The organism is Roseinatronobacter bogoriensis DSM 18756, assembly GCF_004366635.1.
Classification (GTDB): Bacteria; Pseudomonadota; Alphaproteobacteria; order Rhodobacterales; family Rhodobacteraceae; genus Roseinatronobacter; species Roseinatronobacter bogoriensis.
The window spans coordinates 31,521-55,379 of record NZ_SORN01000001.1 but is presented as its reverse complement, the minus strand read 5'-3'; the positions used below and the strand labels follow the sequence as shown (position 1 = coordinate 55,379).

Annotated in this window: 23 protein-coding genes; 3 read left to right on the top strand and 20 right to left on the bottom strand. The window is 59.5% G+C overall.

Annotation, left to right across the window (positions count from 1 at the left end; genetic code table 11):
• Window positions 1–74: 74 nt before the first annotated feature.
• Genes EV660_RS00260 through EV660_RS00225 form a run of 8 tightly spaced genes read right to left on the bottom strand, consistent with a single transcriptional unit; the run spans window position 75 to window position 9,158 of the window.
• Entirely contained in the window at window positions 75–1,004 is a 930-nt protein-coding gene (locus tag EV660_RS00260) for an FAD:protein FMN transferase (RefSeq protein WP_071482399.1), read from the bottom strand.
• A 2-nt stretch (window positions 1,005–1,006) separates the two neighbouring features.
• Entirely contained in the window at window positions 1,007–1,585 is a 579-nt protein-coding gene (locus EV660_RS00255) for a nitrous oxide reductase accessory protein NosL (RefSeq protein ID WP_071482398.1), read from the bottom strand.
• Window positions 1,582–2,403, bottom strand: coding sequence for an ABC transporter permease (locus EV660_RS00250; RefSeq protein WP_071482397.1), 822 nt, complete (start codon window positions 2,401–2,403; stop codon window positions 1,582–1,584). The genes EV660_RS00255 and EV660_RS00250 overlap by 4 nt, the downstream gene beginning before the upstream one ends.
• Window positions 2,400–3,293: an ABC transporter ATP-binding protein gene (locus EV660_RS00245; RefSeq protein ID WP_071482396.1), complete on the bottom strand. Its 894-nt coding sequence runs from the start codon at window positions 3,291–3,293 to the stop codon at window positions 2,400–2,402. Before EV660_RS00245 ends, EV660_RS00250 begins: the two co-directional genes overlap by 4 nt.
• Entirely contained in the window at window positions 3,262–4,605 is a 1,344-nt protein-coding gene (locus EV660_RS00240) for a nitrous oxide reductase family maturation protein NosD (protein WP_071482395.1), read from the bottom strand. Before EV660_RS00240 ends, EV660_RS00245 begins: the two co-directional genes overlap by 32 nt.
• Before the next feature lies 1 nt (window position 4,606).
• Window positions 4,607–6,565 carry a TAT-dependent nitrous-oxide reductase gene (nosZ, locus tag EV660_RS00235; RefSeq protein ID WP_071482394.1) on the bottom strand — a complete coding sequence of 653 codons (1,959 nt, stop codon included), beginning with the start codon at window positions 6,563–6,565 and terminating at the stop codon, window positions 4,607–4,609.
• Window positions 6,558–8,780: a NosR/NirI family protein gene (locus tag EV660_RS00230; RefSeq protein ID WP_071482393.1), complete on the bottom strand. Its 2,223-nt coding sequence runs from the start codon at window positions 8,778–8,780 to the stop codon at window positions 6,558–6,560. Before EV660_RS00230 ends, nosZ begins: the two co-directional genes overlap by 8 nt.
• Before the next feature lie 3 nt (window positions 8,781–8,783).
• Window positions 8,784–9,158 carry a hypothetical protein gene (locus EV660_RS00225; protein WP_071482392.1) on the bottom strand — a complete coding sequence of 125 codons (375 nt, stop codon included), beginning with the start codon at window positions 9,156–9,158 and terminating at the stop codon, window positions 8,784–8,786.
• 131 nt (window positions 9,159–9,289) lie between these two features.
• On the opposite strand from EV660_RS00225, the gene EV660_RS00220 reads away from it, so the two are divergent.
• Entirely contained in the window at window positions 9,290–9,712 is a 423-nt protein-coding gene (locus tag EV660_RS00220) for an RrF2 family transcriptional regulator (protein WP_071482391.1), read from the top strand.
• 159 nt (window positions 9,713–9,871) lie between these two features.
• Here EV660_RS00220 and EV660_RS00215 read toward each other — a convergent pair whose 3' ends face one another.
• The 9 genes from EV660_RS00215 to EV660_RS00175 form a co-directional block, all read right to left on the bottom strand.
• Window positions 9,872–11,350 (bottom strand): amidohydrolase family protein, encoded by a 1,479-nt coding sequence (locus EV660_RS00215; RefSeq protein WP_071482390.1) that lies wholly within the window; start codon window positions 11,348–11,350, stop codon window positions 9,872–9,874.
• A complete protein-coding gene (locus EV660_RS00210) occupies window positions 11,350–12,543 on the bottom strand; it encodes an amidohydrolase family protein (protein WP_071482389.1) in 1,194 nt (397 codons plus the stop codon). Before EV660_RS00210 ends, EV660_RS00215 begins: the two co-directional genes overlap by 1 nt.
• Window positions 12,540–13,265, bottom strand: a complete 726-nt coding sequence (locus EV660_RS00205; protein ID WP_071482388.1) for an aspartate/glutamate racemase family protein — start codon at window positions 13,263–13,265, stop codon at window positions 12,540–12,542. The genes EV660_RS00210 and EV660_RS00205 overlap by 4 nt, the downstream gene beginning before the upstream one ends.
• The gene (locus tag EV660_RS00200; RefSeq protein WP_071482387.1) at window positions 13,265–13,915 is read right to left on the bottom strand and encodes a flavin reductase family protein; all 651 of its coding nucleotides are present in this window, start codon (window positions 13,913–13,915) and stop codon (window positions 13,265–13,267) included. The genes EV660_RS00205 and EV660_RS00200 overlap by 1 nt, the downstream gene beginning before the upstream one ends.
• Complete coding sequence (locus EV660_RS00195; protein WP_071482386.1) at window positions 13,915–14,958, bottom strand: ABC transporter ATP-binding protein; 1,044 nt, start codon at window positions 14,956–14,958, stop codon at window positions 13,915–13,917. The genes EV660_RS00200 and EV660_RS00195 overlap by 1 nt, the downstream gene beginning before the upstream one ends.
• Complete coding sequence (locus EV660_RS00190; RefSeq protein ID WP_071482385.1) at window positions 14,955–15,926, bottom strand: ABC transporter ATP-binding protein; 972 nt, start codon at window positions 15,924–15,926, stop codon at window positions 14,955–14,957. The genes EV660_RS00195 and EV660_RS00190 overlap by 4 nt, the downstream gene beginning before the upstream one ends.
• Window positions 15,927–15,931: 5 nt before the next feature.
• Window positions 15,932–16,849 (bottom strand): ABC transporter permease, encoded by a 918-nt coding sequence (locus EV660_RS00185; protein ID WP_071482384.1) that lies wholly within the window; start codon window positions 16,847–16,849, stop codon window positions 15,932–15,934.
• Between the two features lie 17 nt (window positions 16,850–16,866).
• Entirely contained in the window at window positions 16,867–17,859 is a 993-nt protein-coding gene (locus tag EV660_RS00180) for an ABC transporter permease (RefSeq protein ID WP_071482383.1), read from the bottom strand.
• A 74-nt stretch (window positions 17,860–17,933) separates the two neighbouring features.
• Window positions 17,934–19,505 (bottom strand): ABC transporter substrate-binding protein, encoded by a 1,572-nt coding sequence (locus EV660_RS00175; RefSeq protein ID WP_071482468.1) that lies wholly within the window; start codon window positions 19,503–19,505, stop codon window positions 17,934–17,936.
• Between the two features lie 187 nt (window positions 19,506–19,692).
• Here EV660_RS00175 and EV660_RS00170 point away from each other — a divergent pair, with 187 nt between their 5' ends.
• Together EV660_RS00170 and EV660_RS00165 are read left to right on the top strand one after the other, a co-directional pair.
• Window positions 19,693–20,379 (top strand): GntR family transcriptional regulator, encoded by a 687-nt coding sequence (locus EV660_RS00170; RefSeq protein WP_198510647.1) that lies wholly within the window; start codon window positions 19,693–19,695, stop codon window positions 20,377–20,379.
• Window positions 20,376–21,851, top strand: coding sequence for an amidohydrolase family protein (locus EV660_RS00165; RefSeq protein WP_084635174.1), 1,476 nt, complete (start codon window positions 20,376–20,378; stop codon window positions 21,849–21,851). The genes EV660_RS00170 and EV660_RS00165 overlap by 4 nt, the downstream gene beginning before the upstream one ends.
• Window positions 21,852–21,934: 83 nt before the next feature.
• Here the strand turns inward: EV660_RS00165 and EV660_RS00160 are convergent, their stop codons facing one another.
• From EV660_RS00160 to EV660_RS00150, 3 genes are all read right to left on the bottom strand, one after another.
• The gene (locus tag EV660_RS00160; protein ID WP_071482381.1) at window positions 21,935–22,396 is read right to left on the bottom strand and encodes a DMT family transporter; all 462 of its coding nucleotides are present in this window, start codon (window positions 22,394–22,396) and stop codon (window positions 21,935–21,937) included.
• Window positions 22,397–22,399: 3 nt separating this feature from the next.
• Window positions 22,400–22,801 carry a GNAT family N-acetyltransferase gene (locus EV660_RS00155; RefSeq protein WP_244927327.1) on the bottom strand — a complete coding sequence of 134 codons (402 nt, stop codon included), beginning with the start codon at window positions 22,799–22,801 and terminating at the stop codon, window positions 22,400–22,402.
• 128 nt (window positions 22,802–22,929) lie between these two features.
• Window positions 22,930–23,481: a helix-turn-helix domain-containing protein gene (locus EV660_RS00150; protein ID WP_071482466.1), complete on the bottom strand. Its 552-nt coding sequence runs from the start codon at window positions 23,479–23,481 to the stop codon at window positions 22,930–22,932.
• Between the last annotated feature and the right edge of the window lie 378 nt (window positions 23,482–23,859).

The following is a 23,859-nucleotide window of genomic DNA, read 5'->3' as shown; positions in this document are numbered from 1 at the left end:
CGACTGCGCCCTCATGACCATAGATGGTGAGAGGAAAAAGACCTTGCATGGCAAGGAATTGACCTGATCAAAAGCTATCCGATCAGTCGTTCAATCCTCGCCTGTGGAAACGCCTGAAGCGTTTGTGCAATCCGCTCAGGGGTCATCAGGCAAAAGGCCGTGCTCAGACCATCGGCAAGCCATGCCTGAGGGGCGGTTACAGTGACCAGCCTCCACCGCTTGGGCGCGGGCAACCCGGTTTTAGGGTTCAGGATATGACCAACCCGGCCTTCGCCGTCAAAGCTGATGCCCTGCGCGGCAGAGCTTGACAGCGCCGCATCCCGAAGGGCAGCCCGTTCTGGCAGCAGGTCATCCCCCGCCCGCAACCCGATCTGCCACGGCTGGCCGTCCGGCGCCTGACCAAGGGCTGAGAATTCGCCGGTATTGACCAGCACATCAGTCAAACCCTGCGCGCGCAACAGCGCGGCCACCTTGTCTGCGATAAAGCCCTGCGCGATCCCGTTCAGGCTAAGCGCCATGCCGGATTTCAGCCTTAGCTCATTGGGATCAAGGCGTATTTTTCCAAACCCGACATGTTTCAGCACAGACTTTAGCGCGGTGGCGTCGGGCGGGGCCGCATTGGTTGTCTCCGCAAAGTGGTGCGCATAAAGTGCCCAAAGCGGCTGAATCGTGGGGTCAAACAGGCCATTTGTGGCGTGGTGAAGCGTTGCGCAGTGGCTTAGGCATTCCAGAAGTTCAGGCGGTGGGGCGACCAGCCTGCCAGCCGCATTCAGCCGGTTCAGCGCCGATGCGGGCGTGTGCAGGCTGAAGACATCTTCCAGACGTGCAATCTCGGCGCGGGCCATCGCCACGATGCGGGGGGCGTCCGGATGCGCCAGCGTGATCGAGGCATCCGCCCCCAACGCCACCCCACGCCAGTGATGCACCGATTGCCCAAGCGCTGCCACCGGCAAGGCAGAGGCTACCGCAGAAATGACCAGAAACCGGCGTCGTGACAAGGTCATGTTCACCCCTCCTGCCCGCGCGACAGGGCGCGCAGGCGTTCTTCGAAATCACCATCATCCTCAATGCCGATATCGGATTCAAATTCGACCGGGGCGAGCACCATGTCATCCGTGATGCCATCCAGTTGCAGCGCCTCGCCGCCATGGCGGGTGATGAAGGCCTGCGCACCCTCACGTGTGGCAAAGGGCACCAGTTCGGGGGTTTCCATCCCCCCCACCATATCCGACCCCACAACGTAATAGGCGGCACTGGCAAGTATCCAGTTATCTGCGCCGGGGTTGTCCCAACTTGCCCCCGACCACCCCATATCCGAGACATAGATAGCCGCGATCATGTGGCTTTGTTCCGGCATCCGGTCATAGGCGATGGCATCGCGCACCTGAGAGAAGAACAGCGGATAAGGCAGGCCGTCCAGAAACACTTGCGCCTTGGGGCCGGGATGTTCCAGCATCTCCATCTGGCAGAAATGGCCAACCGCCTCTTCGGTCATGGTCACGGGGGCAGGCAGCGCGGCGGTGCTGTCCTCGCGGCAGGCAGCAAGCGCGAGAACCGCGCAGGAAAGCAGGATTGGATGTTTCATGGGGTCACCTTTCTGAAGGCCAGCACAGCCAGCCCAAGGCCCAGCAGCGGCCAGAGCAGGATTGACGCCAGTGCATGTGACGGCGCAATGGTCTGCGCGGCGGCACCGATACCAGCCGCAGCGGCCGTCGCGTCTGACGCCGCCAGGTTATACAGGCGGAAGGCATCGGCAGGGTTGCCCACCAGCAGCCAGGGGAAAAACTCGGTAGTGAAGCGCCCGCCATCATCGGCCACGACAGCGGCCAGAAGCCCCAGATCGTAAAGCACGATCATCACCAGCCACAGCGCAATCGCCAGCCCTGCAGCGGCACCGGGGCGGCGCGCGAAGGCCGAGATTGCATAGCCGATAGCGACAAAGGCCGCGCCCAGCAGAAGCGAGGTCCAGAACAGCCGAAACATGGCCGGAAAGCCCGCGCTGGCGCGCGGGTCTGTCCAGATCGCAGCCCCCGCCGCCAGCCCGTAGCCGATGGCGACCGCCAGCGACAGGATGACAAGATGCGCGATGAACTTGCCCAGCAGGATTTCAAACCGCCCCAGCGGATAGGTCAGCATCAAGGGCAGCGTGCCGCGCTCTACCTCGCCTGCGATGGCATCGAAACTCATCAGCAGCGCGACCAACGGCACCAGATAGACCGCAAGGCTGGTCAGGCTGGCCACCGTCACCGACAGCCGGTCCGCGCCCAGCGTTCCTGTGGGCGCACTACCTGCACCTGCCAGCACCAGCGAGAAAACCGCCATCATGGCAATCGCAATCGCGACCCAGCGGTTACGGAATGCGATGCGGAATTCGGCGGCAGAAATGGCAAGAATGGCGTTCATGGCTGCACCTGCTTGCTGAAATGGGTGTAAAGGTCTTCCAGGCTGGGGGGGATCACCTCGACATCCTCGATCATATCGCCCAAGGCTGTCACCTGCCCCAACCGCGCCAGTTTCTGATCTGGCGCACAGGACAGCGTGACCGTGGCCCCATTGAAACGCGCCCCGCCCAAACGTGCGGCGACCTGATCCGCAGCGGCTGCAGAAGCGCGCACTTGCATCTGGATTGGCAACGCCGCCTTGCGGCGCAACTCGGCCAAAGCGGCATTGGCCACCATCACGCCCTTGGACAGGATCACGATGCGGTCGGTGCGGGCCTCGACCTCGGTCAGGGCATGGCTGGACAGCAGGATAGACGCCCCTTCGGCGGCCAGCCCGTCCAGCGTGGCATAGAATTCCCGCCGCGAGACCGGGTCCAGCCCTGATGTGGGTTCATCCAGCACCAGCAGGCGGGGCCGCCCGATCAGCGCCTGCGCCAGCCCCACGCGCTGGCGCATCCCCTTGGAATAGGTGCCAATGCGGCGTTTCGCGGCCTCGGCCAGCCCCACACGTTCCAGCAGGCCCATTGCCTCGCGCACGGGCGCGCCGCGCAGGCGCAGATAGGTGCGGATCTGCTCCAGCCCCGTAAGGGCGGGGTGAAAGGCCACATTCTCGGGCAGATAGGCCACCTGACGGCGCGCTGCGCGGTCGCCGGGGGAGGCACCCAGCACCTCGACGCGGCCAGAGTCATAAGGGATCAGGCCCAGCACGATCTTCATCAGCGTGGATTTGCCCGCGCCGTTATGGCCCAGAAGGGCGATACGCTCGCCGGGGGCAACATCGAAGCTCACCTCGCGCAGCGCGCGCGTGGCCCCGAATGACTTAGTGAGCTGTGAGAGGGTCAAGTTCGGCATCGTTAAACCTTCCATATTGCCATGCGGGGCGGGCTTCGGCCTCTAGGCGGGCAATGTCATCGGGAACGTGGATTTCTGGCGCACGCATCAGCGGGAAACTATCCAGCACGCCACCGGGCAACGTGGCGGGGAATTGTGCTTGCGCAAACCGGATCAGTTGCACGGCAGGCGAGCCAAGCAGCAGGCCAGCGGCGGGTTGGGACCACAGGATATGGTCCATCATGTCATTGGGGCGGAATTTCGCATCGGCAATCCCGTCGCCATCCAGATCGAAACTGGCATGATCCGACCAGTAATTGCCGCGCCCGTCATGACTCCATTCAATGTCACGGGTGCCGACATATTTGACCTGCGTGCGATTGCCGGTGAACGCATTTCCGGTCAGCGCATTGCGTTCAGACCCGGCGGTGAAATGGATGCCGATATCGCAACCTTCAAACCGGTTGCCGACGATCACGTTGCGATGGGCGTTATAGATGAAGGTGCATTTTTCATGGCTGCCGCCGCGGATCAGATTGCCGCTGACATCGGCATTATTGGCGAAATTCAGCATCAGCCCGTGGCCACGGTCACGCAGGGACATGTTATCCGTGACCTGTGTGCGGTTCGAGAACATCATGGCATAGCCAAGGTGGTTGCCGATCGAGACATTGCCCGAGACTTCGCTCATGTTCGTATACATGAAATGCACGGCAAAGCGCAGATCGCGCATGATGTTGTCGCGGAAGATATTGTCGCGCGAGGCATTGGCGAAAATCCCGTCACGGCCAAATCGGATGTCATTGCCTTCGACAATCGTACCGGGGGCATTCCAGACATAGACGCCGTTGCCACGGTCATTCATCCGCGCATCCTGCCGGCCAATGATCGTGTTGCCGCGCACGATGGAATCGGTCGCGCCAAAGACATGAACGCCAACCAGATTCTCGATCATCACATTATTTTCGATCAGCGCGCGGGTGGCGGTGCGGTCCAGCTTGACCGCTGCATCCACAACCGGATGGGCATTGCCGGACCCGATCAATGTCAGCCCGCGCACCACCACATCCGCGCCAGTCACGCGGATCACATCCGCCACGCCCTGCCCGTCAATCGTGGCCTCATTGCGCCCGTCCAGCGTTATGGGGCGGTCAAGGGTGACCGGGCCATCATGGCGGCCCGGTGCAAGGACAAGCACATCGCCGGGGTTCGCCCCGGCGATGGCCGCGACCAGCGCCCCCGGATCAGCGGGCACAACGTGCTCCCCCGCCCCGGCAAAAGCCGGGACAAGGGCCGCAAGCAGCGCCGCAAGAAGGAAACGCAGGTCACGCATATCAGGCGTCCTTCGGTTCGACGAACATGCGTCCGCGCATTTCCATATGCAGCGCATGGCAGAACCACTGGCAGTAATACCAGTAGACACCGGGTTTCGCTGCGACGAAGGTGGCCGAAGCCGTTTGGTTGGGGCTGATCTCGAAGGCCACGCCATGGTCGCCCATGCAGAAGCCATGCGCCAGATCCTCGATATCATCGAGGTTGGTGATGATCACTGTAACCTCGTCGCCTTCCTTGACGGTGAAGCTCTCCAACGAGAAGTTGGGCGCCATGGACGACATGTAGACGCGCACCTTGTTGCCATCGCGCACCACGGTTTCCATCCAGTCGTCGATATCGACGCCGTCCGCCTCGGCGATGCGGCGGGTCTCGGCCCATGTCGGGTCATTGCGGTCATAGACATGCAGCGGATTGACGATGTCCGAGCGCACGATGATTGAATCATGTGGCTCGGCAAAGGTTGGCCCGTCATGAACCAGCCGCAGATTGTCCCCCTCGATGACGAACAACTGCTCGTTCTCGGCCTTGAGGGGGCCGACATTCAGGAAACGGTCCTTCGAGAACTTGTTCATCGACACGAACCACTTGCCATCCGCCTCCAGCGTTTCGCCCATCGAGGTGGAGTTGTGGCCCGGCTGATAGTGAACATCGGTCTTGGACAGGATTGGGTCCACATCCTCACCGTTGAACAGACGGATCGCGTCCTCGATGTTCCATTTCACGATCTGACTGTCGAGGAACAGCGTGGTGAAGGCATTGCCCTTGCCGTCAAAGGCCGTGTGAAGCGGGCCAAGGCCCAGTTCGGGTTCGGCCACCAACACGGTTTCGCGCGGATCAAGGCTTTCATCCTCGAAAATCAGGTCGAATTTTGTGACATCAAGCACAGAGACTGTGGGCGACAGCTTGCCCCCGACGCACAGGTGCTTCTTGTCTGGTGCCATGTTGATTCCGTGCGGGTTGTTCGGGATATCGACATAGCGCGTGTAATCCTTGTTCTGGCCCTTGCGCCCGTCCACGACCTTGACGCCCTGCAACTCGATATAGTCGCCTTCGGCAATCGCGCGCTCGATAGCGGCAATGTTAAAGATGACAACGTGATCCATATCGGCCGCTGTCATCTCGGCCAGGTTCATGCCCATTTCAGAGTTGTAGCTGGTTGAGAAGGCCCATTTGCCCTCGTAATCGGCGTCGGTATTGTCGAGGTTCCCGGAAACCATCACCTGCCAGGCGACTTCCATCGTGTCACCATCCAGCGCGGTGAAGAAGTTTACATATTGCGACGGATCATCAAGGATCTTGCCGTCATTGACCATCGGTCCTTCATCCTCGCCATTGGCAAAGACATAGCCGGTACGCGGGTACTTCTGCGGCCGCAGCCCGTGGATCGCCTTGGCATTGGGGATTTCGGTGATCTTGTCGCATTTCATGATGTCGGTGCGGATACGCGCCACGCGGGTATTCGCCTTGTCGTTCATGAACAGGAAACGCCCGTCATAGGTGCCTTCGGTGAAGGACATGTGAATATGGTGAAGGTCGCCATTGTCGTGGATTTTCTTACCATTAGCCTCCAGAAAGGCCTTGGTCTTGGGCAGCATCCGTTCCTGATGGATGCGAATAGATTCATTGGTCTGGCCCCAGCCCGTGGCCGAGCAGCGGTTGAACACCGGCACGCGCATCAATTCGCGCATGGACGGAATGCCAAGGATGCGCATCTCGCCTGTCTGGCCCGAAGACCAGAAGCCGTAATATTCGTCCAACTGGCCCGGCCCGACATGGTAATCGGCTGCTGCATGTGCGCCTTTTGTCGCTGCCGCGGTGCCGAGCGCCGCTGCGCCGCCCATCAGGCCCAGCCGCGCCGCGCCTCCGCCAAGGCCTGCGCCCATCAGCGCCGCCCCGCCTGCGGTTGCGCCCAGCAATCCGCGCCGGCTGATGCCGGGTTTTTGTGTCTTGTCAGACATTGGAAGTCTCCTTTTTCAGATTGGGATGGTTCGCACGGGCAGGATCGACCGCTTTGGGCGCGGCACTCGCCTTGACAGACTCGCGCCGCTTCAGCTTGCGGATCACGACCGGGCATTTCGTTTTCGACTGGTAGAGCACCTGACAATTCATGCAGTTCAGGCATTCATTGGGGTTGATCTCTCCCGTCGGGTGGATGGCCTGCACAAAACAGTCGTTCGCGCAGGTCTGGCACGGGGTGCCGCATTCCGGATAGCGTTTCAGCCAGTCGAACATGCGAATCCGCGCCGGGATCGCCAGTGCCGCGCCCAGCGGGCACAGATAACGGCAATAGAAGCGCTCGATGAACAGCCCGATGCCCAACAGCACCAACGCAAATGTCACGAAGGGCCAGGCGCGGTCGAACTTCAGGACAATTGCTGTCTTGAAAGGCTCGACCTCGTTCAGGCTGCCTGCCCATGGCACAGCGGCCAGTGATGCAGCAAAGAGCGCAAGAAAGATGATGTATTTCAGCGGCCATAGGCGTTCATGCAGCCCCCAGGGCAGGGTGACCTGCGGCACCTTGAAAAACCGCGCGATCTGGTTGGTCAGTTCCTGTAGCGCACCGAACGGGCATAGCCAGCCGCAATAGGCACCGCGCCCCCAGAAGATCAGCGCCGCCGCCACCGCCCACCATAGGATGAAGGTCAGCGGGTCCAGCATGAACGCCTGCCAGCTGAACCCCGCGCGCAGCGACTCGACCAGCGCAAGGATGTTGACGACCGACAGTTGCGCCGCTGCATACCAGCCCAGAAAGACCAGTGTGAAGGACAGGAAACCCATTCGGAACCAATAGGTTGCGCGCGCCGAGCGGGTCAGGAACATTTGGAAGAAAAACGCCGCTGTCAATACGGTCAGCATGAGGGCCAGCCCTGCAATCTCGACGCGGCGATCCCACCAGATACGTTCAATCAGCGCCCGCTGCGCGGCCAGTTCCGCCTCTTGGTCATGCAGGTCGGGCATGGCGGCTTGTGGCGCAGCAACTTCCGTCAGATACGGTCGCGGCAACTGAAAGCCCAGATCAAAGGTGGTGAACACCCGTTCCAGCGCGGCCACATCGCGGCTGACCAGAAGCTGCAAGCGCCATGGCTCTGTCGGATCGAACCCGTATTCGGCAGGGATGCGGAACAGGTCCAACTCGTCGAAGGAGGGCGCGCCATCCACATCCAGCGCGCGCAAGCGGCGGTTGTCGCGGTCACGAAAACGGATGGATTGTTCGTTCTGGATCAGCACGATGCGGTCGAACACACCGCCGCGCACATAGCCCGACCCCTTGAAGGAATAGAGCCCCCGAGCGCCGATTACCAGCGCATGCTCGCCCTCTTCCAGCCAGTTTTCCAGATTCGCAAATTCGCGTTCACCGATCAGGGTCCGGCCGATTCCCGGCACGCTGGCCACGGTCGCATACATGTCGATGAAGCGGGTGTCGTCAGGTTCGGTCAGGGCGCGGCGGGTGGCACGCGGGTCATCCATCACGGCGAAGGCGGCATTGACCTGCCCCACATCCAGCGACATGCGCCGCACCGTGCCGTCACCGACCAGCGTGAACCAGTCATCCGCGACGGGTGCGTCGGGGTTGATTTCAAATTGCGGGCCTGACGCGACATCGCGCGGGGCCAGACCGCCCAGCCCCAGCGCGCGGGCCACACGGATACCCGAGCGGACGATGGAATCGTCGATCACCATGATCGTGACAGTCACGCCCGAAATGATGTTAAGGTCCTGAATATCGCCGCCCGCCTGCGCGGCAACGGTCAGGTCCAGCCCGATATGGTCGCGCATCAGATCGCGGATGCGCGATTCGGGGATGCCGATCAGGACAATGGGTTCCCAATGCTGGACAAGGTTCAGCCCGATGATGCGGGCATCATCGTCAATGGCCACCATTGTATGGATGGGTTTGCCCGCATAGCCGGTGGTGCCGACATAGTCAGAGGTGATGAAAACCCAGCCGATCTGCGCGTCGCCGCGCAGCAGAGGGGCGGCAGGAATGTCTTCGCGCATCGGACCAAAGCCAGTTGCGTCTGGAACAAGCGTTTCGGGCGCAACTTCGGCCAGAAAACGCGGCAGATGCGGGGTCTGCGCCGATACAGGCGTAAACGCCAGAAGGCAGAGTATGACGGCAAGGCAGCTTTGCCACAAAGCGCGCGTTACGCCAGAGAGGGCTGGGGAAATCATCGTTCAGGCCTGTTTCAGAAGAGGGGGCGCGCGTGGCTGGTGTGCCATGCGGAATATGACAGGGAGTGCGCGCGAGATGCGGGGGGCGCCTGCAAGCGCGCTGGTGATTTCATGCGCGCGTGTTGTCACGATGCTTGACGACAGCGCTGCGGTTACGCGCAGGCAATCCTGACATAGGGTGTCAGGACAAGTATCGGGATCAATCAATTCACCAGACTCATCCACGAAGATCGTCTCTAGGCCGGTTTCACCGCAGATAACCAGTTCATGCACGTCCGGCGCAGGCGCCTTCACCTGTACATACCCTTGCGCAAAGGCGCTTACGGCAAAGCCGAGGGCCAGAAGGGCAGACAGAAAAGGGAATGCACAACGTAGCATGCGTGTATATTATAAAGGGATGTTTTGTTTATCTTTGATCAAGATCAAATAAAATATCCTTTATTAGATATAGGCGTGCTATACCTTTAGAAACAAATAAATAGTGAAAGATCGAAGAGGCGACCGAGACAATGCAACTGTCGAAATTTACTGATTATGCCTTACGTGTACTATTGCTTGCCGCCAGCGCCCCGGGTCGCAACACCACAATCCGCGAGGCGGCTGAGATTTACGGCATTTCCCATGCACATCTGAAAAAAGTTGTGCTGATGCTGTCCAAGGAAGGCTATCTGGAATCGATGCGCGGCCATGGGGGCGGGTTTCGCCTTGGCTTGCCACCTGAGCAGATCAACCTTGGTGCCCTGATCCGGGCGACCGAAACTGATTTCGCACTTGTCGAGTGTTTCGATCCGAACTCAAGTTGCAGCATAGCGTCAACATGTGTTCTGCCGGGCATCCTTGATGAAGCACTGGCGGCATTTCTCAACGTCATGGACAAGTATACATTGCACGATATTGTCTTGCAGCCAAAAGCCTTCGCGATTGGCGCATAACCGGCACGCCTTTCTGCGGTTCGGGCAGTGTGCTTTGTATGCCGATCTCAACCAGACGACCCGCCCCCGATAGCGCAGCCGTGGCCGAGGGCGTCACCTTTAAGAAGTGTAACAGCTTGTCTGACAGCGCCCGTCTGAAATCGTGATCTTCTATGTCCCTCACGGCACCAGCGGCGGAAAGCTTGGGGGGAAAATCTCTTCGACTGGCGGATGCGAGAAGGTCCGTTCCGGGTAGCGGGCAACCAGTCCGTCAAACTGTTTTTGCGCCTGCGCGCGGGCCTCGGGGATGTTCATTCCCGCAACTTGACCTTCATGCATGCTCAGACGGCCATCGACAAAGACGGTGCGCGTTATCCGACCAGTTGCACCGAGAACAAGCGACTGGATCGGGTCAACCGTCGGGACAATCATGGGATCAGCCAGATCGAAGACAGCGATATCAGCGCGCGCGCCGATCGCGATACGCCCCAGATCACTCCGACCAAGGGCCTCGGCGCCGCCCATAGTTGCTGCATTGAACATGGCGGCGCTGTTCACGGCTTCGGGGCGGTCGCCCACCAGTCGTGCGGCCATGACCCCGACAGCCATGTTCAACACCATGTCGGGCGGGGCTGTATCAGTGCCCATACCGATATTTATCCCCATGTTCCGGCAACTTGCGAAGGATTGCAGCGCAGCGCCGGAACGCGCCGCCACCACCGGACAATGCGCGATACTGACCCCATGATCACGATAGAGCGCCAGATCATCTGGTGTGGCGACTGTGGCATGCGGGGCAATGAGCCTTGCATTCAGCGCGCCGATCCGCGCCAGCCATTGCGGTGCAGTCGCTCCGTGCAGGGCCTGCACAGTGTCGCGCTCCATCAAGCCTTGCGCACAATGCAACCGAACCGGAACATCCAGTTCTTCCGCTGCGGCCATGGTCTGGCGGAGCAGGGCCTCGGTGCAGGTTTCAACCCGGTCAGGGGCCAACAGCCCACGCACCAGTCCCCCGCCTTCGCCATTCCAGCGGCGAATATAGCCGGTCGCATCTGCAAGCCCCTTCAACCCACGCGCCTCATCGAATTGCGGGCGCAGGTCATCGGGGCCCTCGCAAACCATACCGCCGCTGCGATAGGCAGGCCCCAGATAGACGCGCAGACCCAAATCAATGGCAGCTTGCGCGGCGGCATCGAATTCGGGCCGCGTCTCGCCCCATTCCCGATAGAACAGCGACGCGACAGGCAGCGCCGTGGTTATACCGTTCATGAGAAGCTGCGCGAATAAGAATTTCTTCTGAAAGGCCAGTTCCTCAGGACTATACATTTCATATGGGCCGCGTGTCACATAGCTTCGCGGCCAGACACGCCCCTTGGCCCAGGCGGGTTGATTGTCCACACCCAGAAGAGTTGTGTCCAGGTCCGACAACGCGTCCAGATCAATAAAGCCGGGTGAGATAAGGGCTTCGCCAAAATCAATGCGGCGGGCAACCTCACCTTCAAAACCGGGGCCGACATACAGGACTGTCCCCCCTTCAATCACAATTTCGCCGTCACGCAAAAGCCGGTGCTGCCCGTCCTGACAGGCGACAATCCAGCGCGATTTCAGGGCTGTACGGCCTTCGGCACGTTTGCCCAGTTGAATATCCTGCAAATGCATCAGGGTGCCTTTCTCAATGCCGCGCCATTCCTTGCCGTCACGCGACCTGCTTTCAGAACCAACGGGCGCGGCGCATCGGAAATCGCGCCTTCGGCAAGGGTTTCCGCGTCCAGCAAGGTCAGATCAGCCATGCACCCCACCTCCAGCCCGTAGCCCTGCAACCCCATGACCCGCGCGCCGCCGGCGCTACAGATGTCCAGCGCAAGCGCCAGATCCGCATCAGAGCGTAGGTTGTTGCGCATCGCGATAATGCGCGTGCGGTCGATCATGTCGGGGCGGTTCAGCGGACTCCATGTATCGCGGACGCCGTCGCAGCCCACACCAAGGCGCACCCCTGCTGCATGCAGCCGCTTGACCTGCGGCACTTCGCGCGAGGGCGCACCCGTGGTCAGGATGGCGATGTCACATTCAGCAAGACCTGCGATAAGCGCTTCGGTTGCGTGCCAGTCATTCATGCCCAGACAGAAGGCATGGCTGACAGCCACCCTGCCCTGCATGCCAAGCGCGCGCGTCCGCTCCATGATAAGTTCCAATGAGAACGCGCCCAGCGTTCCGGCCTCATGCAGGTGAATATCGACGCCTTTCCCGTGCGTCTCGGCCAGTCCGAAAATGGCATCCAGGTGACCTTTGGGGTCACGATCCATACCCGAAGGGTCCAGACCGCCAACCAGATCAGCACCCGACGCCAGCGCCTCGTCCAGCAATTCCAAAGTGCCGGGCCGCACCAAAAGCCCGGATTGGGGAAAGGCCACGATCTCGATGTCGATAATGCCCTGCAAGGCATCTTTCGTTGCCAGCACACCTTCCAGTATGGCAAGGCCGTGTTCGGTGTCGATATCGACATGGCTGCGGGCATGTGTGCAACCGGCCCCAACCAACGCCAGCGCATGGCGCATGGACTGGCGGTGCGGGTCCATACCTAGCCGATGCCGTTCTGCGCGTTCATTGTCGATCATGGCGCGCAGGTCTGTACCAACAGCATTCTCATACCAGCCCAAGCCCATGACAGTCTTGTCCAGATGAGTATGCGCTTCGACCAATCCGGGGATTGCGATGGCGCCTTTGCACTCCTCTACAGGCAGGTCGTCAGCCTGTAGTGACGGGGCGATTTCTGCGATCTTGCCTGCCTTGATGCGCATGTCGAGCGCGGCACCGCCCATCGGACGCAGATTGCGCAAAAGAATATCACTCACGATGCCATCCTCTCAAACCCGCCCGCTTTTTGAATTGGCGTGGCATAGCCGCCTGTTTTCGAGGTGCGATAGCCCGATGCGGCCAAGGCTTCTGCCATCCTGACGGCTGCTGTCACGCCATCTATCACCGGAATACCGCATTCCGCGCTTAGCCACCGGGTCAGCGATGTCATGCCCGCGCAGCCCAGCACGACGGCGTCGACATTATCTGCCTTTTGCGCGGCACGCACCGCATGCAACAGCTTTGCGCGCGCGGTCCCCTCATCCGTCTCGAAGGCCAGAACGGGCAAGTTGACAGCATGTACCCCCCGACAATGGCGGCCTGCACCATAGGCCGACACCAGATCCTCGATAATCGGCACCGAGCGCGGCAGGGTCGTGACCACCGAGAAACGCACTGCAACTGTCATCGCGAATTGAACAGCCGCCTGACAGGTTCCGACCACAGGTGCGCCAGCCACTTCGCGCGCCGCGGACAGGCCCGGATCATCAAAACAGGCAATCACATGGGCCGCCGCCCCGCGCTGGTCGACCGCGTGTATTGCGTTGAGCATAGCGGGGACCGCCAGCGCCTCATCCGCATAACCTTCGATTGAGACCGGAGTGGCCTGTCCACCGCTGACTTCGATCCGGGAATTCGGCCCTGCCCCCTCACGTGCGGCAATGGCGATCTGCTCGGTCATCTCGCGCGAGGCATTGGGGTTGATGACGTGAATTAGCATTATTTTCGTCCTTGTGCCGGGGCGAGTTGCGCAGCCTCATAGGCGTGCATTTCTGAGGGCTTGAGCAATTGGAACTGGCGGTCGCTGACAATGTAATTGTCGGCATGCAACCGCGCGATGGGTTGGTAGACAGCAGAATCAACATAGCGCCCCTGGGCATCAAGGCAGTCGTCGCGCACATGCATTTCCAGCACTTCGCCCAACACGATAGCGCGGTTTGGGTAATCTATTATTCGCTCGATCCTGCATTCCATCGCGCAGGGCGTGCCGCGTGCACGCATTGCATTCACTTGCCGACAAGACGCCGCCTCAATACCCGAGAAAGCGAATTCATCCACGTCAGGGGCAAAATTCACACCACACAGGATCATGGCATCGGCCATGTCCATATCGACCATATTGACCACGAATTCCCCTGTACGACGGATATTGCCCATCGTGTCTTTCTCGCGCCCGTCGGGTCGCGTTTGAATGCCCAGGATGACGATCGGTGGATCTTGCGAGAAAACGTTGAAGAAACTCATGGGCGCGGCATTCGTATGGCCTGCCTCTGCGCGGGTGCTGACAAGCGCAATGGGGCGCGGCCCGATGAAATTGGTCAGCAACCTGTAGCGGTCTGCGGGCGGAAGTTGCGTAAAGTCGAATTGCATCAGACCGCCCCGCGCAGGGCTGCCCGTTCGGCAATCGGGGACAAGCGCCCTTCCTGCACCGCGTGGCACCGGGCATGTCCGGTTGCAGAGGCAATGAAATCCGGCATCTGCGCCTTGCAACGCGCATCGGCATGCACGCAACGCGGATGGAAATGACACCCCGGCGGCGGGGTGATCGGATTGGGCACCTCGCCAGCAGGACGGTCCATATCACGATTAACCATCGAGATATCTGGCACGGTATCCAGTAGCAGCCGGGTATAGGGGTGCTGCGGCTTTGCAAAAATCTCGGCGGCGGGCGCCAATTCGACCAGCCGTCCGAGATACATGACGCCGATCCAGTCCGAAATATAATTCACGACCGCAAGATCATGGCTGATGAACAGATAGGTCAACCCCAACTCTCGCTGCAATTCGCGCATAAGATTGAGGATCTGCGCTTGTACCGAGACATCCAGCGCCGAGGTCGGCTCGTCACAGACCAGAAACTCCGGTTTGGTCGAAATCGCCCGGGCAATCGAGATACGTTGACGTTGCCCGCCTGAAAACTCATGCGGGAACTTGTCGCCATCCGCAGCAGAGAGGCCCACAAATTCCAGCAGGCGATCAACTTCCTTGCGGCGTTTCCCCGGGTCGGGATGGGTCGCAAAGGATTTCATCGGTTCTGCGATGATCCGCGCCACCCGCCAACGCGGGTTCAGGCTGGCATAGGGATCCTGAAAGATCATTTGCATCCGGCGCCGCAGTTGTGCGGGCTTGCCAGCAGGCTGATCGGCCAGTTCGGTTCCCTCAAATCGGATGCTGCCGCCGCTCGGCCTGCTCAGACCCATGATCAGTTTTGCGACTGTGGATTTGCCACAACCTGATTCCCCAACCAGACTGAGGGTCTGACCGCGCTGGATCGTGAAGTCGACCCCATCAACTGCCTTGACGAATTGACGCTCACTGCGCTCAATCAGCCGATTGATAAAGGGTTTGGAAAGGTCGAAACTCTTGCGCAGGCCAGACACCTCCAGCAGGGGGCGGTCATCAGGGTGCATCATGTCGCTAACTCCTTGCTGAAGAGATGGCAGGCAACTTCGCCTTGCGCATCGGCGACCAGGTCCGGGCGCAAGCGGGCGCAGACCTCCATCCGTTTGGGGCAGCGCGGGTTAAAGGCGCAGCCCTCTGGCCGGGCATTCAGCCGGGGCATGGCCCCGTCAATCTGCGGCAGGATATCCGGCTTTTCGCCAATGCGCGGGATCGAAGCCATCAGCCCCGCCGTGTAAGGGTGGCGCGGCGCGCGCAGCACATCAGCGACCGCGCCCACCTCGATCACACGGCCTGCATACATTACCGCCACACGATCTGCGGTTTCTGCGATCACCCCCATGTCATGCGTCACCAGAATGACAGAGGCGCCGGTTTCCTTGCACAGCTTGCGCAGTAGCGCGATGATCTGGGCCTGAACCGAGACATCCAGCGCAGTCGTAGGCTCATCCGCGATGATCAGCCGTGGCTCTGCACAGAGTGCCAACGCAATTACCACACGCTGACGCATCCCCCCGGAATACTGATGCGGATATGTATCCACCCGCTTTTCAGGGGCGGGGATACCCACGCGGCGCAACCAGTCGATCGCACGTTCGCGCGCTGCACTGCGCGACAGCTTGAGATGCGTCTGGATCGTCTCAATCAGTTGCTCGCCCACCGTCAGAACAGGGTTGAGGCTGGTCAGCGGGTCCTGAAAGATAGCCCCGATCTGGCGGCCACGTACGCGGCGCATGTCTTCACGACCAAGATTGTCGATCCGGCTTCCATTGAGGAGAATCTGCCCGCGGGCAATGCGGCCCGGCGGCTCGATCAACCCGATGATGGCAGCGCCGGTCATCGACTTTCCGGCACCGGACTCGCCCACCATCCCCAATATCTCGCCTGGTGCGACCGTCAGGCAGACATCCTCGATAGCGGTCAAGGTGCCACGACGTGACGGAAATTCAACAGTCAGATTTTCGACTTTCAACAAGGTCATGGCACTTACCTCAGTTTGGGGTTGAGCGCGTCGCGCAGCCAGTCGCCCAGCAGATTGACCGACAAGACAAGCGCCACAAGCACGGCCGAGGGGAAGATCACCACCCACCAGATACCAGAGAACAGGTATTCGTTGCCGATCCGAATAAGTGTACCAAGGCTGGGCTGGGTCGCGGGCATACCCACACCAAGGAAGGACAGCGTCGCCTCGGTCAGCACAGCCATGCCAAGATTGATCGTGGCGATCACAAGAACAGGCCCCATCACATTGGGCATGATGTGATTGAACATGATACCCGGGCCGGAAATACCATTGATGCGGGCAGCCTGAACGTATTCCTTCTGTCGCTCGACCATGGTCGATCCGCGTACGGTGCGCGCATATTGCACCCAGTTGGTCAGCCCGATGGCAAGGATCAGCACATAAATCGCTGCATCCTGATGCTGGCTGGGGGGCAGGATGCCGCGGGCGATCCCGTTGACCAACAAAGCCACAAGGATAGCGGGGAAGCTAAGCAGGACATCCGCGAAACGCATTATCGCAGCATCCACAATTCCGCCCAGAAATCCGCCCAGCAAGCCAAGAGAAATGCCGATCACCGCCGCTAGGATGACACTTGCAAAGCCGACGATCAGCGACAGGCGCAGCCCGTAGAGGATTGAGGAATAGACATCGCGCGCCTGCACATCCGTGCCGAGCAGGAATTGCCGGGACCCGCCCTCGACCCAGAAAGGCGGCAACTCGCTGTTCCACAGTTCGAGTTCGGCGATGTTGAACGGGTTCTGTGTGGCAAGCTGTGGGGCGAAGATCGCGGCTGCGAACATGATTGCCAGCAAGACGCTGGAAATCAGCGCGGTTTTGGAGGTGCGGAAACTCCATGCGAGATCGCTGTGCCAGACGCGTGCGAGGGTGGAGGTGGCCATCTACGGGCTCCTTTCGCTCAGTGACCGCCGCCTGCCGGACCGGCATCATCCACGCGCAGGCGCGGGTCGATGCTGGCGTAAAGCAGGTCAACGCTGGTGTTTATGACGACGAAGATGAAACTGACGAGCACCAGATAGGCCGCCATCACCGGCACATCGCCAAAATTGACGGCCTGAATGAATAGCGCACCCATGCCCGGCCACTGAAAGACCGTTTCGGTGATGATGGCAAAAGCGATCAACCCGCCAAGTTGCAGCCCGAAAATGGTGATGACCGGGATCAGCGTGTTGCGTAGCGCATGGCGGAAATTGATCGCACGGTCGCGCAGCCCACGCGCTCTGGCGAATTTGATGTAATCAGTCCGCAAAACCTCCATCATCTCGGCGCGCACAAGGCGCATGATCAGGGTCAGCTGGAACAAGCACAGCATGATCGAGGGCAGGATCAGCGCCTTGAGACCGCTCGCTGTGATGAAGCCTGTGCTCCACCAGCCTATATCCACTACTTCGCCACGCCCGAATGAGGGCAGCCACCCCAACCAGACAGAAAACACAAGGATCAACAGAATACCTGTGACGAATGTCGGCAATGAGATACCAACAAGAGACAGGAATTGCAGCATCTGCGCATTGAAACTGTTCGGCCTGAGCGCTGTATAAATACCAAGGGGAATGCCTACGACCAAGGACAGGGCAGCCGCAACAAGCACAAGTTCGGCCGTTGCAGGGAAGCGTTCCGCCAATAGCGTGCTGACAGGGCGCGCATTGCGCCAGGACAGGCCGAAATCCCCCGTCGCGGCACGCGCGACAAACCGCCCGTATTGCACGAAAAGCGGCTGATCCAGTCCAAGCCGCTCACGGACTTCGGCGCGCTCCTGTTCTGTCGCGTGCTCGGGCACCATCGAGCTTACCGGGTCGCCCATGAAGCGGAACATCATGAATGCGATCAGGGCGACAGCCAGCATCACGATGATGGCCTGAATGATACGGCGGATCAGAAAACCCAGCATGACCGACTCCTTTCTTGCTCTGTGTTGGCCCCGCGCCGCTGCTGCAACGCAGCGGCGCGGGGCTAAAGGTCAGGTCAGCGATTGATGCGTACAGTCCAGAGCCGCGCCAGATCATCGGCGGACTGATATATCTCCACCCCCTCGCGCGCGGCCCAAGCAAGCGGCTGCTGGTGCAGCGGCAACCATGCAAGATCTTCCTTGGCGATGCCGAACGCCTCGACCATCATGGCGATCCGTGCCTCGTCATCCAGTTCGACCGCGATTGCCTGGGTCAGCTCATCAACCCGCGGGTTCGAATACTGACCCGGATTCCAGGTCCCGTAGCTACCCTCTGGACTATGCAGCATTGCGGAAAGGACGCTGAAGCCATCGAGCATCGGCAATGTGGCCCAGCCAAGCATGAACATGTCGGTCTGGCCCGCCTGCGCGCGCTCGAAGTGAAGCTGACGCGGTTCGGCTACCAGACGCGGTTCCAGTCCGACCCGCGCCAGCATGGCCGCCAAGGCCTGACAGATGCCTTCGTCATTGACATAATTATCATTGGTGCAGTTCACATTGAAGGCAAACCCGTCAGGATAGCCCGCTTCCGCAAGAAGCTCTCTGGCAAGATCGGGGTCATGGGGCAGCCGTTCATTCAGTTCAGGCGCAAAGCCCGGCACTTCGGGCGCTATCAACGCGGCCGTGTTGCGCGATTTGCCCCGCATGATCCGTTCCTGAATAAGATCCATGTCAATCGCATGCTTTATGGCGCGTCGGACGCGAATATCCTGCAACGGGTTTTCTTCAACATTGCCATCATTCAATGTGTCGGTCAGGTTGAAGCCCATCATGATGGTGCGCAGCCCGGGGTTTTCCAGCATCCGCACGCCTGGTGCGGCTTCTACGCGGGCAGCATCCTGCAGCGGTGCGGGCTGGATCAGATCAATCTCACCCGACAGAAGTGCGGCAACGCGGGTTGCAGCGGATGAGATGGGCCGATGTTCTATCCGGGTCAGATTGTGCTGCGGCTCGTCCCACCAGTCGGAATGGACGACCAGAACTGTCTGCGAATCCGGGCGGCGGCTTTCCACCATGAAAGGACCAGTGCCATTGGCGTTGGATGTGGTGAAACCCTCTTCCCCCTGATTGGCGTCAATCGGCTCGACCGCGTTGTTTTCGCGCATCCAGCCTGCATCCATGATGAAGATATTGGTGAGGAAGTTGTTCAGCAGCGGCGAGGGACCGGACATGATCAGATCGACGGTCAGATCATCGACAATCTCGACATCCACCAGCCCGGGCAAGTTGCCCCGCAAAGGCGAATTGGGATGAACCGCGCGCATCAGCGAGACAGCGACATCTTCCGCATCAAAGGTTTCGCCATCATGGAAGGTCACCCCTTCACGCAGAAAATACCGGATGCGTGTCGGTTCGATAATTTCCCAATGCGTGGCCAGTGCTGGCTCGATGTCGAGCTGCGGGCTGTAGCGCACCAGCGGCTCATAGATGTTGTGGACGAAGATGTTGTCATAGCTTGACGTCACGCCATGCGGGTCGAAGCCATAAATATCGGCGGAAGCGCCAAAGCGGAGAGTCTCCGCAGTGGCCGTGCTGGCAAATAGGCCCAAAGCAACGGCGGCAGTGGTGGTGAGTAAGCGGTGATGCATATCAGATGCTCCTGTTGTGGATGACGTCGGCTTTCGTTTTTCCCGCCTCTGCGTGCAGGCTTGCGACTCACGGTTGCAGATGTTGTCAATTTTGTCTACAATTTTGTTGACTGTTTTGTAGATCACGATTGTTTTTTTCAATTTGTGCGTTGATATTGGTCAATGAGGCAGATGAGGGACCGCAGGAATGAACGACATGGCGTCGCAAGTGACATCGCCGCACGAGATTATCTATACTCGGATCTGGACCGCCATCGCAGAACGCAAGCTGCGTCCCGGAACACAGCTGAAAGAGGAGCAGTTGGCCGAATTGTTCTCGGTCAGCCGCGCGCGCGTACGTCAGGCGCTCGCAGCGCTGGAACGCGATGGGCTGGTCACCATTTTTCGCAACCGCGGTGCCTTCGTCTCTGAACCCTCGATTGAGGAAGCCCGCGATGTGTTCTTTGCCCGGCGCATGATCGAGGCGCGACTGGTTGAACGCCTTAGCGCCGCGCCGACACGCGACGCAATTGACCGCCTGCGCAAGCATCTTGAGCTGGAGAAGCTCGCGCATCATGCACAGGACCGCAAGGCGATCATTCATCTATCCGGCGAATTTCATCTGCTGATCGCAGAACTGGCAGGGTCTCGCTACCTCTGGCAAGTGCTGCGGGATCTGATCTCACGGACCTCATTGATCACTGCTGTCTATCAGTCACATGATACAACGTCCTGCGGTCCTGATGAACATGGCCTGATCGTTGACGCCATCGCCAAGGGCGATGCCGCACATGCAAATCACCTTATGGACCATCATCTTGAACATATCGAAACTGCGCTTGATCTTCGCGAAGAGAAAACACGCAGCACTGACCTGCGCGACATCCTGACATGAGCAGGACGACACCAGACATGCACGACCTTGTCATCCAGTGCGAAACAATCATCACCGTCGATTCAGAGCGACGCATTCTCGAAAATGGCTGGATCGCGATTGACAAGGATCGCATCAGCGCCTTGGGTCAGGGCCCTGCTCCTGCTGGGCGCAAGCGTCTGGCCAGACCACATATGATAGCCCTGCCCGGCCTTATTGATGCGCATGCCCATGCCGGGCATGGCCTTGTGCGCGCTGCTGGCGACGGGAATGGGGATGTCTGGTTTGATATTTGCGAGACAATCTATGCCCGCCAAGCACCCCCCGAATTCTGGTATGCAGAAGCCCGGCTTTCTCAACTTGAACGGGTTTTGAGCGGTGTCACCACTGCGGTTTCTCTTTTGGGTGGCGGGGCCGATGTGATGCGCACCGACAGCCCCGATGCCGGCGAGGCCCATTGCCGCGCGACGCGCGAATCGGGCCTGCGCACGCTTCTGGCCGTCGGGCCATCGCGTTATCCATTTCCCAAATCCTATGCGCGCAGGGATAAGCAAGGCCGCCTTCAGAACTTTGATCTCGCATTCGAGACCCAGCTTGAGGTGTCTGAAGACCTGGTTCGCAAACAGAATGATATTCTGAAACGCCGTACAGGCGTCTGCCTGGTCGCCCCGGTCTATACCAAAGAGCACCTGAACAGCCACGGCCCGGCAATTCGAACCCTCTGCGACAGGGTCAGTGAACTGCGAGAAACGCTCGAAGTTATATTCATGCAGGATGGCCATCGTGCCGGTAGTATTGCCACCGCAAAAACGCTTGGACAACTTGGTCCATGGGCGGCACTTGCGCATTGCGTGGACCTCACGCCCGATGACATTACCGCGCTGCAAACCACCGGGGCCAGCGTCATCCACAATCCAAGCGCGATCATGTCCATTCTAGGCCGCTGCCCAGTGCCGGAGCTTCTGGACATTGGCGTAACCGTTGCGCTTGGGTCAGATGCTGCCGCCCCGGATCGGGGCTACGACATGTTCCGACATATGGCCCAATGCATGCATTACCATAGGCGTCATTTCCGCGAACCCGCTGTCATGACTGAGGGGAAAACGCTTGAATTGGCCACGATCGGCGCAGCCCGTGCCCTCGGCCTCGACCAAGATCTCGGTTCGCTTGAGGTCGGCAAGAAAGCCGACATAATCCTGGTCGACGGCTTCAAACCCCATCTCTATCCGCCCGTGATGCACTTGAACAGAATTACGCATTTTGCTGGTGCAGCAGACGTCGACACAGTCATCGTCGATGGCGCAATCCTCATGGAACAACGCCGTCCAGAATACGTGTCCGGACCTGACATACTCGAACACGCCGCGGCTGTCTCATCGTGGATATTCGAAGAGGCAGGCATAACGGATAGTCGCAACGAAAAACCCGACATTTGGAACACGACGCGCGAAGTAACCGCAGGTTTCCGAGCGGCCGGATCTGAAATAGACTGATCCTGATATCACTGCGCTTTCGTACCGCCCTGCTGCGGAGAACGAATGGCGGCTTCTGTGGCGTTCCTTCGCACCTATGTCCCTCATGCACGTGCGACGACGCCGACACCCGTGATTACCAGAAGCATGCCAAGCCCCTTGGCAAAGGAAAACGTCCGGACTTCCAGACCCATTGCCCCCAGATGATCGTAGATCGCCGCGCCGACAAGGTTACCGATCACAACGATGACCAAGAATAGCGTGACCCCCAGCACCGGGATGGCCTGCATAGAGATGACGACATGGATCGCGCCAAACAGCCCACCCAGCCAAACCCAGGGCGGTAACTGTCCAAGGGTGGCGACAGACAAGTTCCGAAAACTCCCGGTGAAGAGCGCGAGCATACCCGTCACAACCGTCGCAGTCGCGAAGGCCAGAAAGACAGCGATCAGGTAGTCCCGGTTTAGGCCCATAGACAGCCGGGCATAGATTGGACCTTGAGTCGCCACGAGCATCCCGCCCGTGAAGGCCAAGGCCGCACTGATCAGGGTTGCGGCAGGGGCCATCGCTCAAAGATACCGATACATATAGGTCGTTGCATGTCGCGCTTGCCCATCCGGGTCAAAGGCGAAGTCGGGGATCACGCCCGCCTGTTCGAAGCCGACGCTGCGATAAAGAGCTTCGGACACATCGCCCGTGCGGGTATCAAGCGTAACGAGCACCTTGTTGGCGCGCCGTGCGGCATCAAGCGCAGCAGTCATCAATGCCCTGCCTAAACCAAGGCGACGGCTTTGAGGATGAACGATCATCTTTGAGATTTCGGCGCGATGAGGCTGGTTTGGGGGCATGCCTGTGATCAGCTGAACCGTACCAACCAGACGACTATCAATAAATACCCCAAAAAGATGCCGCCTTCCGCTCTCAACTGCGGTGCGGACGTCTTTGCGCCAGAACCGCTCTGCATCCGCCATTGTCAGCGTCGCCATAAAGCTGATTGCTGCGCCATCCGCGACGCTGTCCATCAGGACCCGACACAGGTCGCTGGCGTGCGTGTCAATATCGCTGGATGAAAGTTCGACGACAGAAAAAGTGCGGCAAATCATGAGAGCGCAATCACATATGTACAGTGGGTTTCGGTGGTTTTGAAAACAGTCTCTCCAAACAGGATGTATCGCAAGCAGTCTCCCTCTTTCAGATCATAGGCCATGCCATCGACGGTGATCTGCATCTCGCCGGATAGGACATAGACATGATGTTCCTGACCTGGGATCGCGGGGGCCGCGTATGCGATAAGTTGACCCTTACCGAGTTGGCTTTCGACAACTTCAATCGAAAGAGGCCCATTGGATGGAGAAACGCTCCGCCGTACAAAATCATGCTTCGGATCACGCCAGATGGCCTGATCCTTGCGCTTTACAACAGGTTGAAAGCCTTTGTCGAGCGGAGCCAAGAGTTGCGAGATGGGGAGGGCATAGACCGATGCGAGCCGTCCAAGTGTTTCGGCCGTGGGGCTGACCTCTGCGTTTTCAATGCGCGAGAGCGTTGCACGGCTCAATCCGCTGCGCTCTGCCAGAACGGCAAGAGTCAAGTTATGATGTTCGCGGAGGCCGCGAAGGTGGTGTGCCAATTTCTGGCTTTCTGAAAGATCCATGATTCCCATATTCGGAACAATTCCCTTATAAGGGACAAAAGGTCAAGTCGAACAACCGGGCATTCACCCGTGTCCTATGAACGGCACGGGTGTCCGCAAGAAGAGTTAACTGGAACTGTATTCCTGTTAACAGAAGGATCTGACAACCAAGCGGTCTGTTGGCGGATATCTGGGATTGTTGCAATCCCCCGGAAGGCGGAACGAGTGAAAATTGGGGAGCAGACGTGGCGCCGGGTAGCGATCAGGGAGCACTTTATCGAGGGCAAGTATGACCGCTGGAGCACCCAATACCTCGTATAATGACGGGCCTTGCGGTAACGAACCAGTCTGGATCGTGCGCTCAATCTGCTGATGCCGCTGTGAAATATGCTCTCCGCC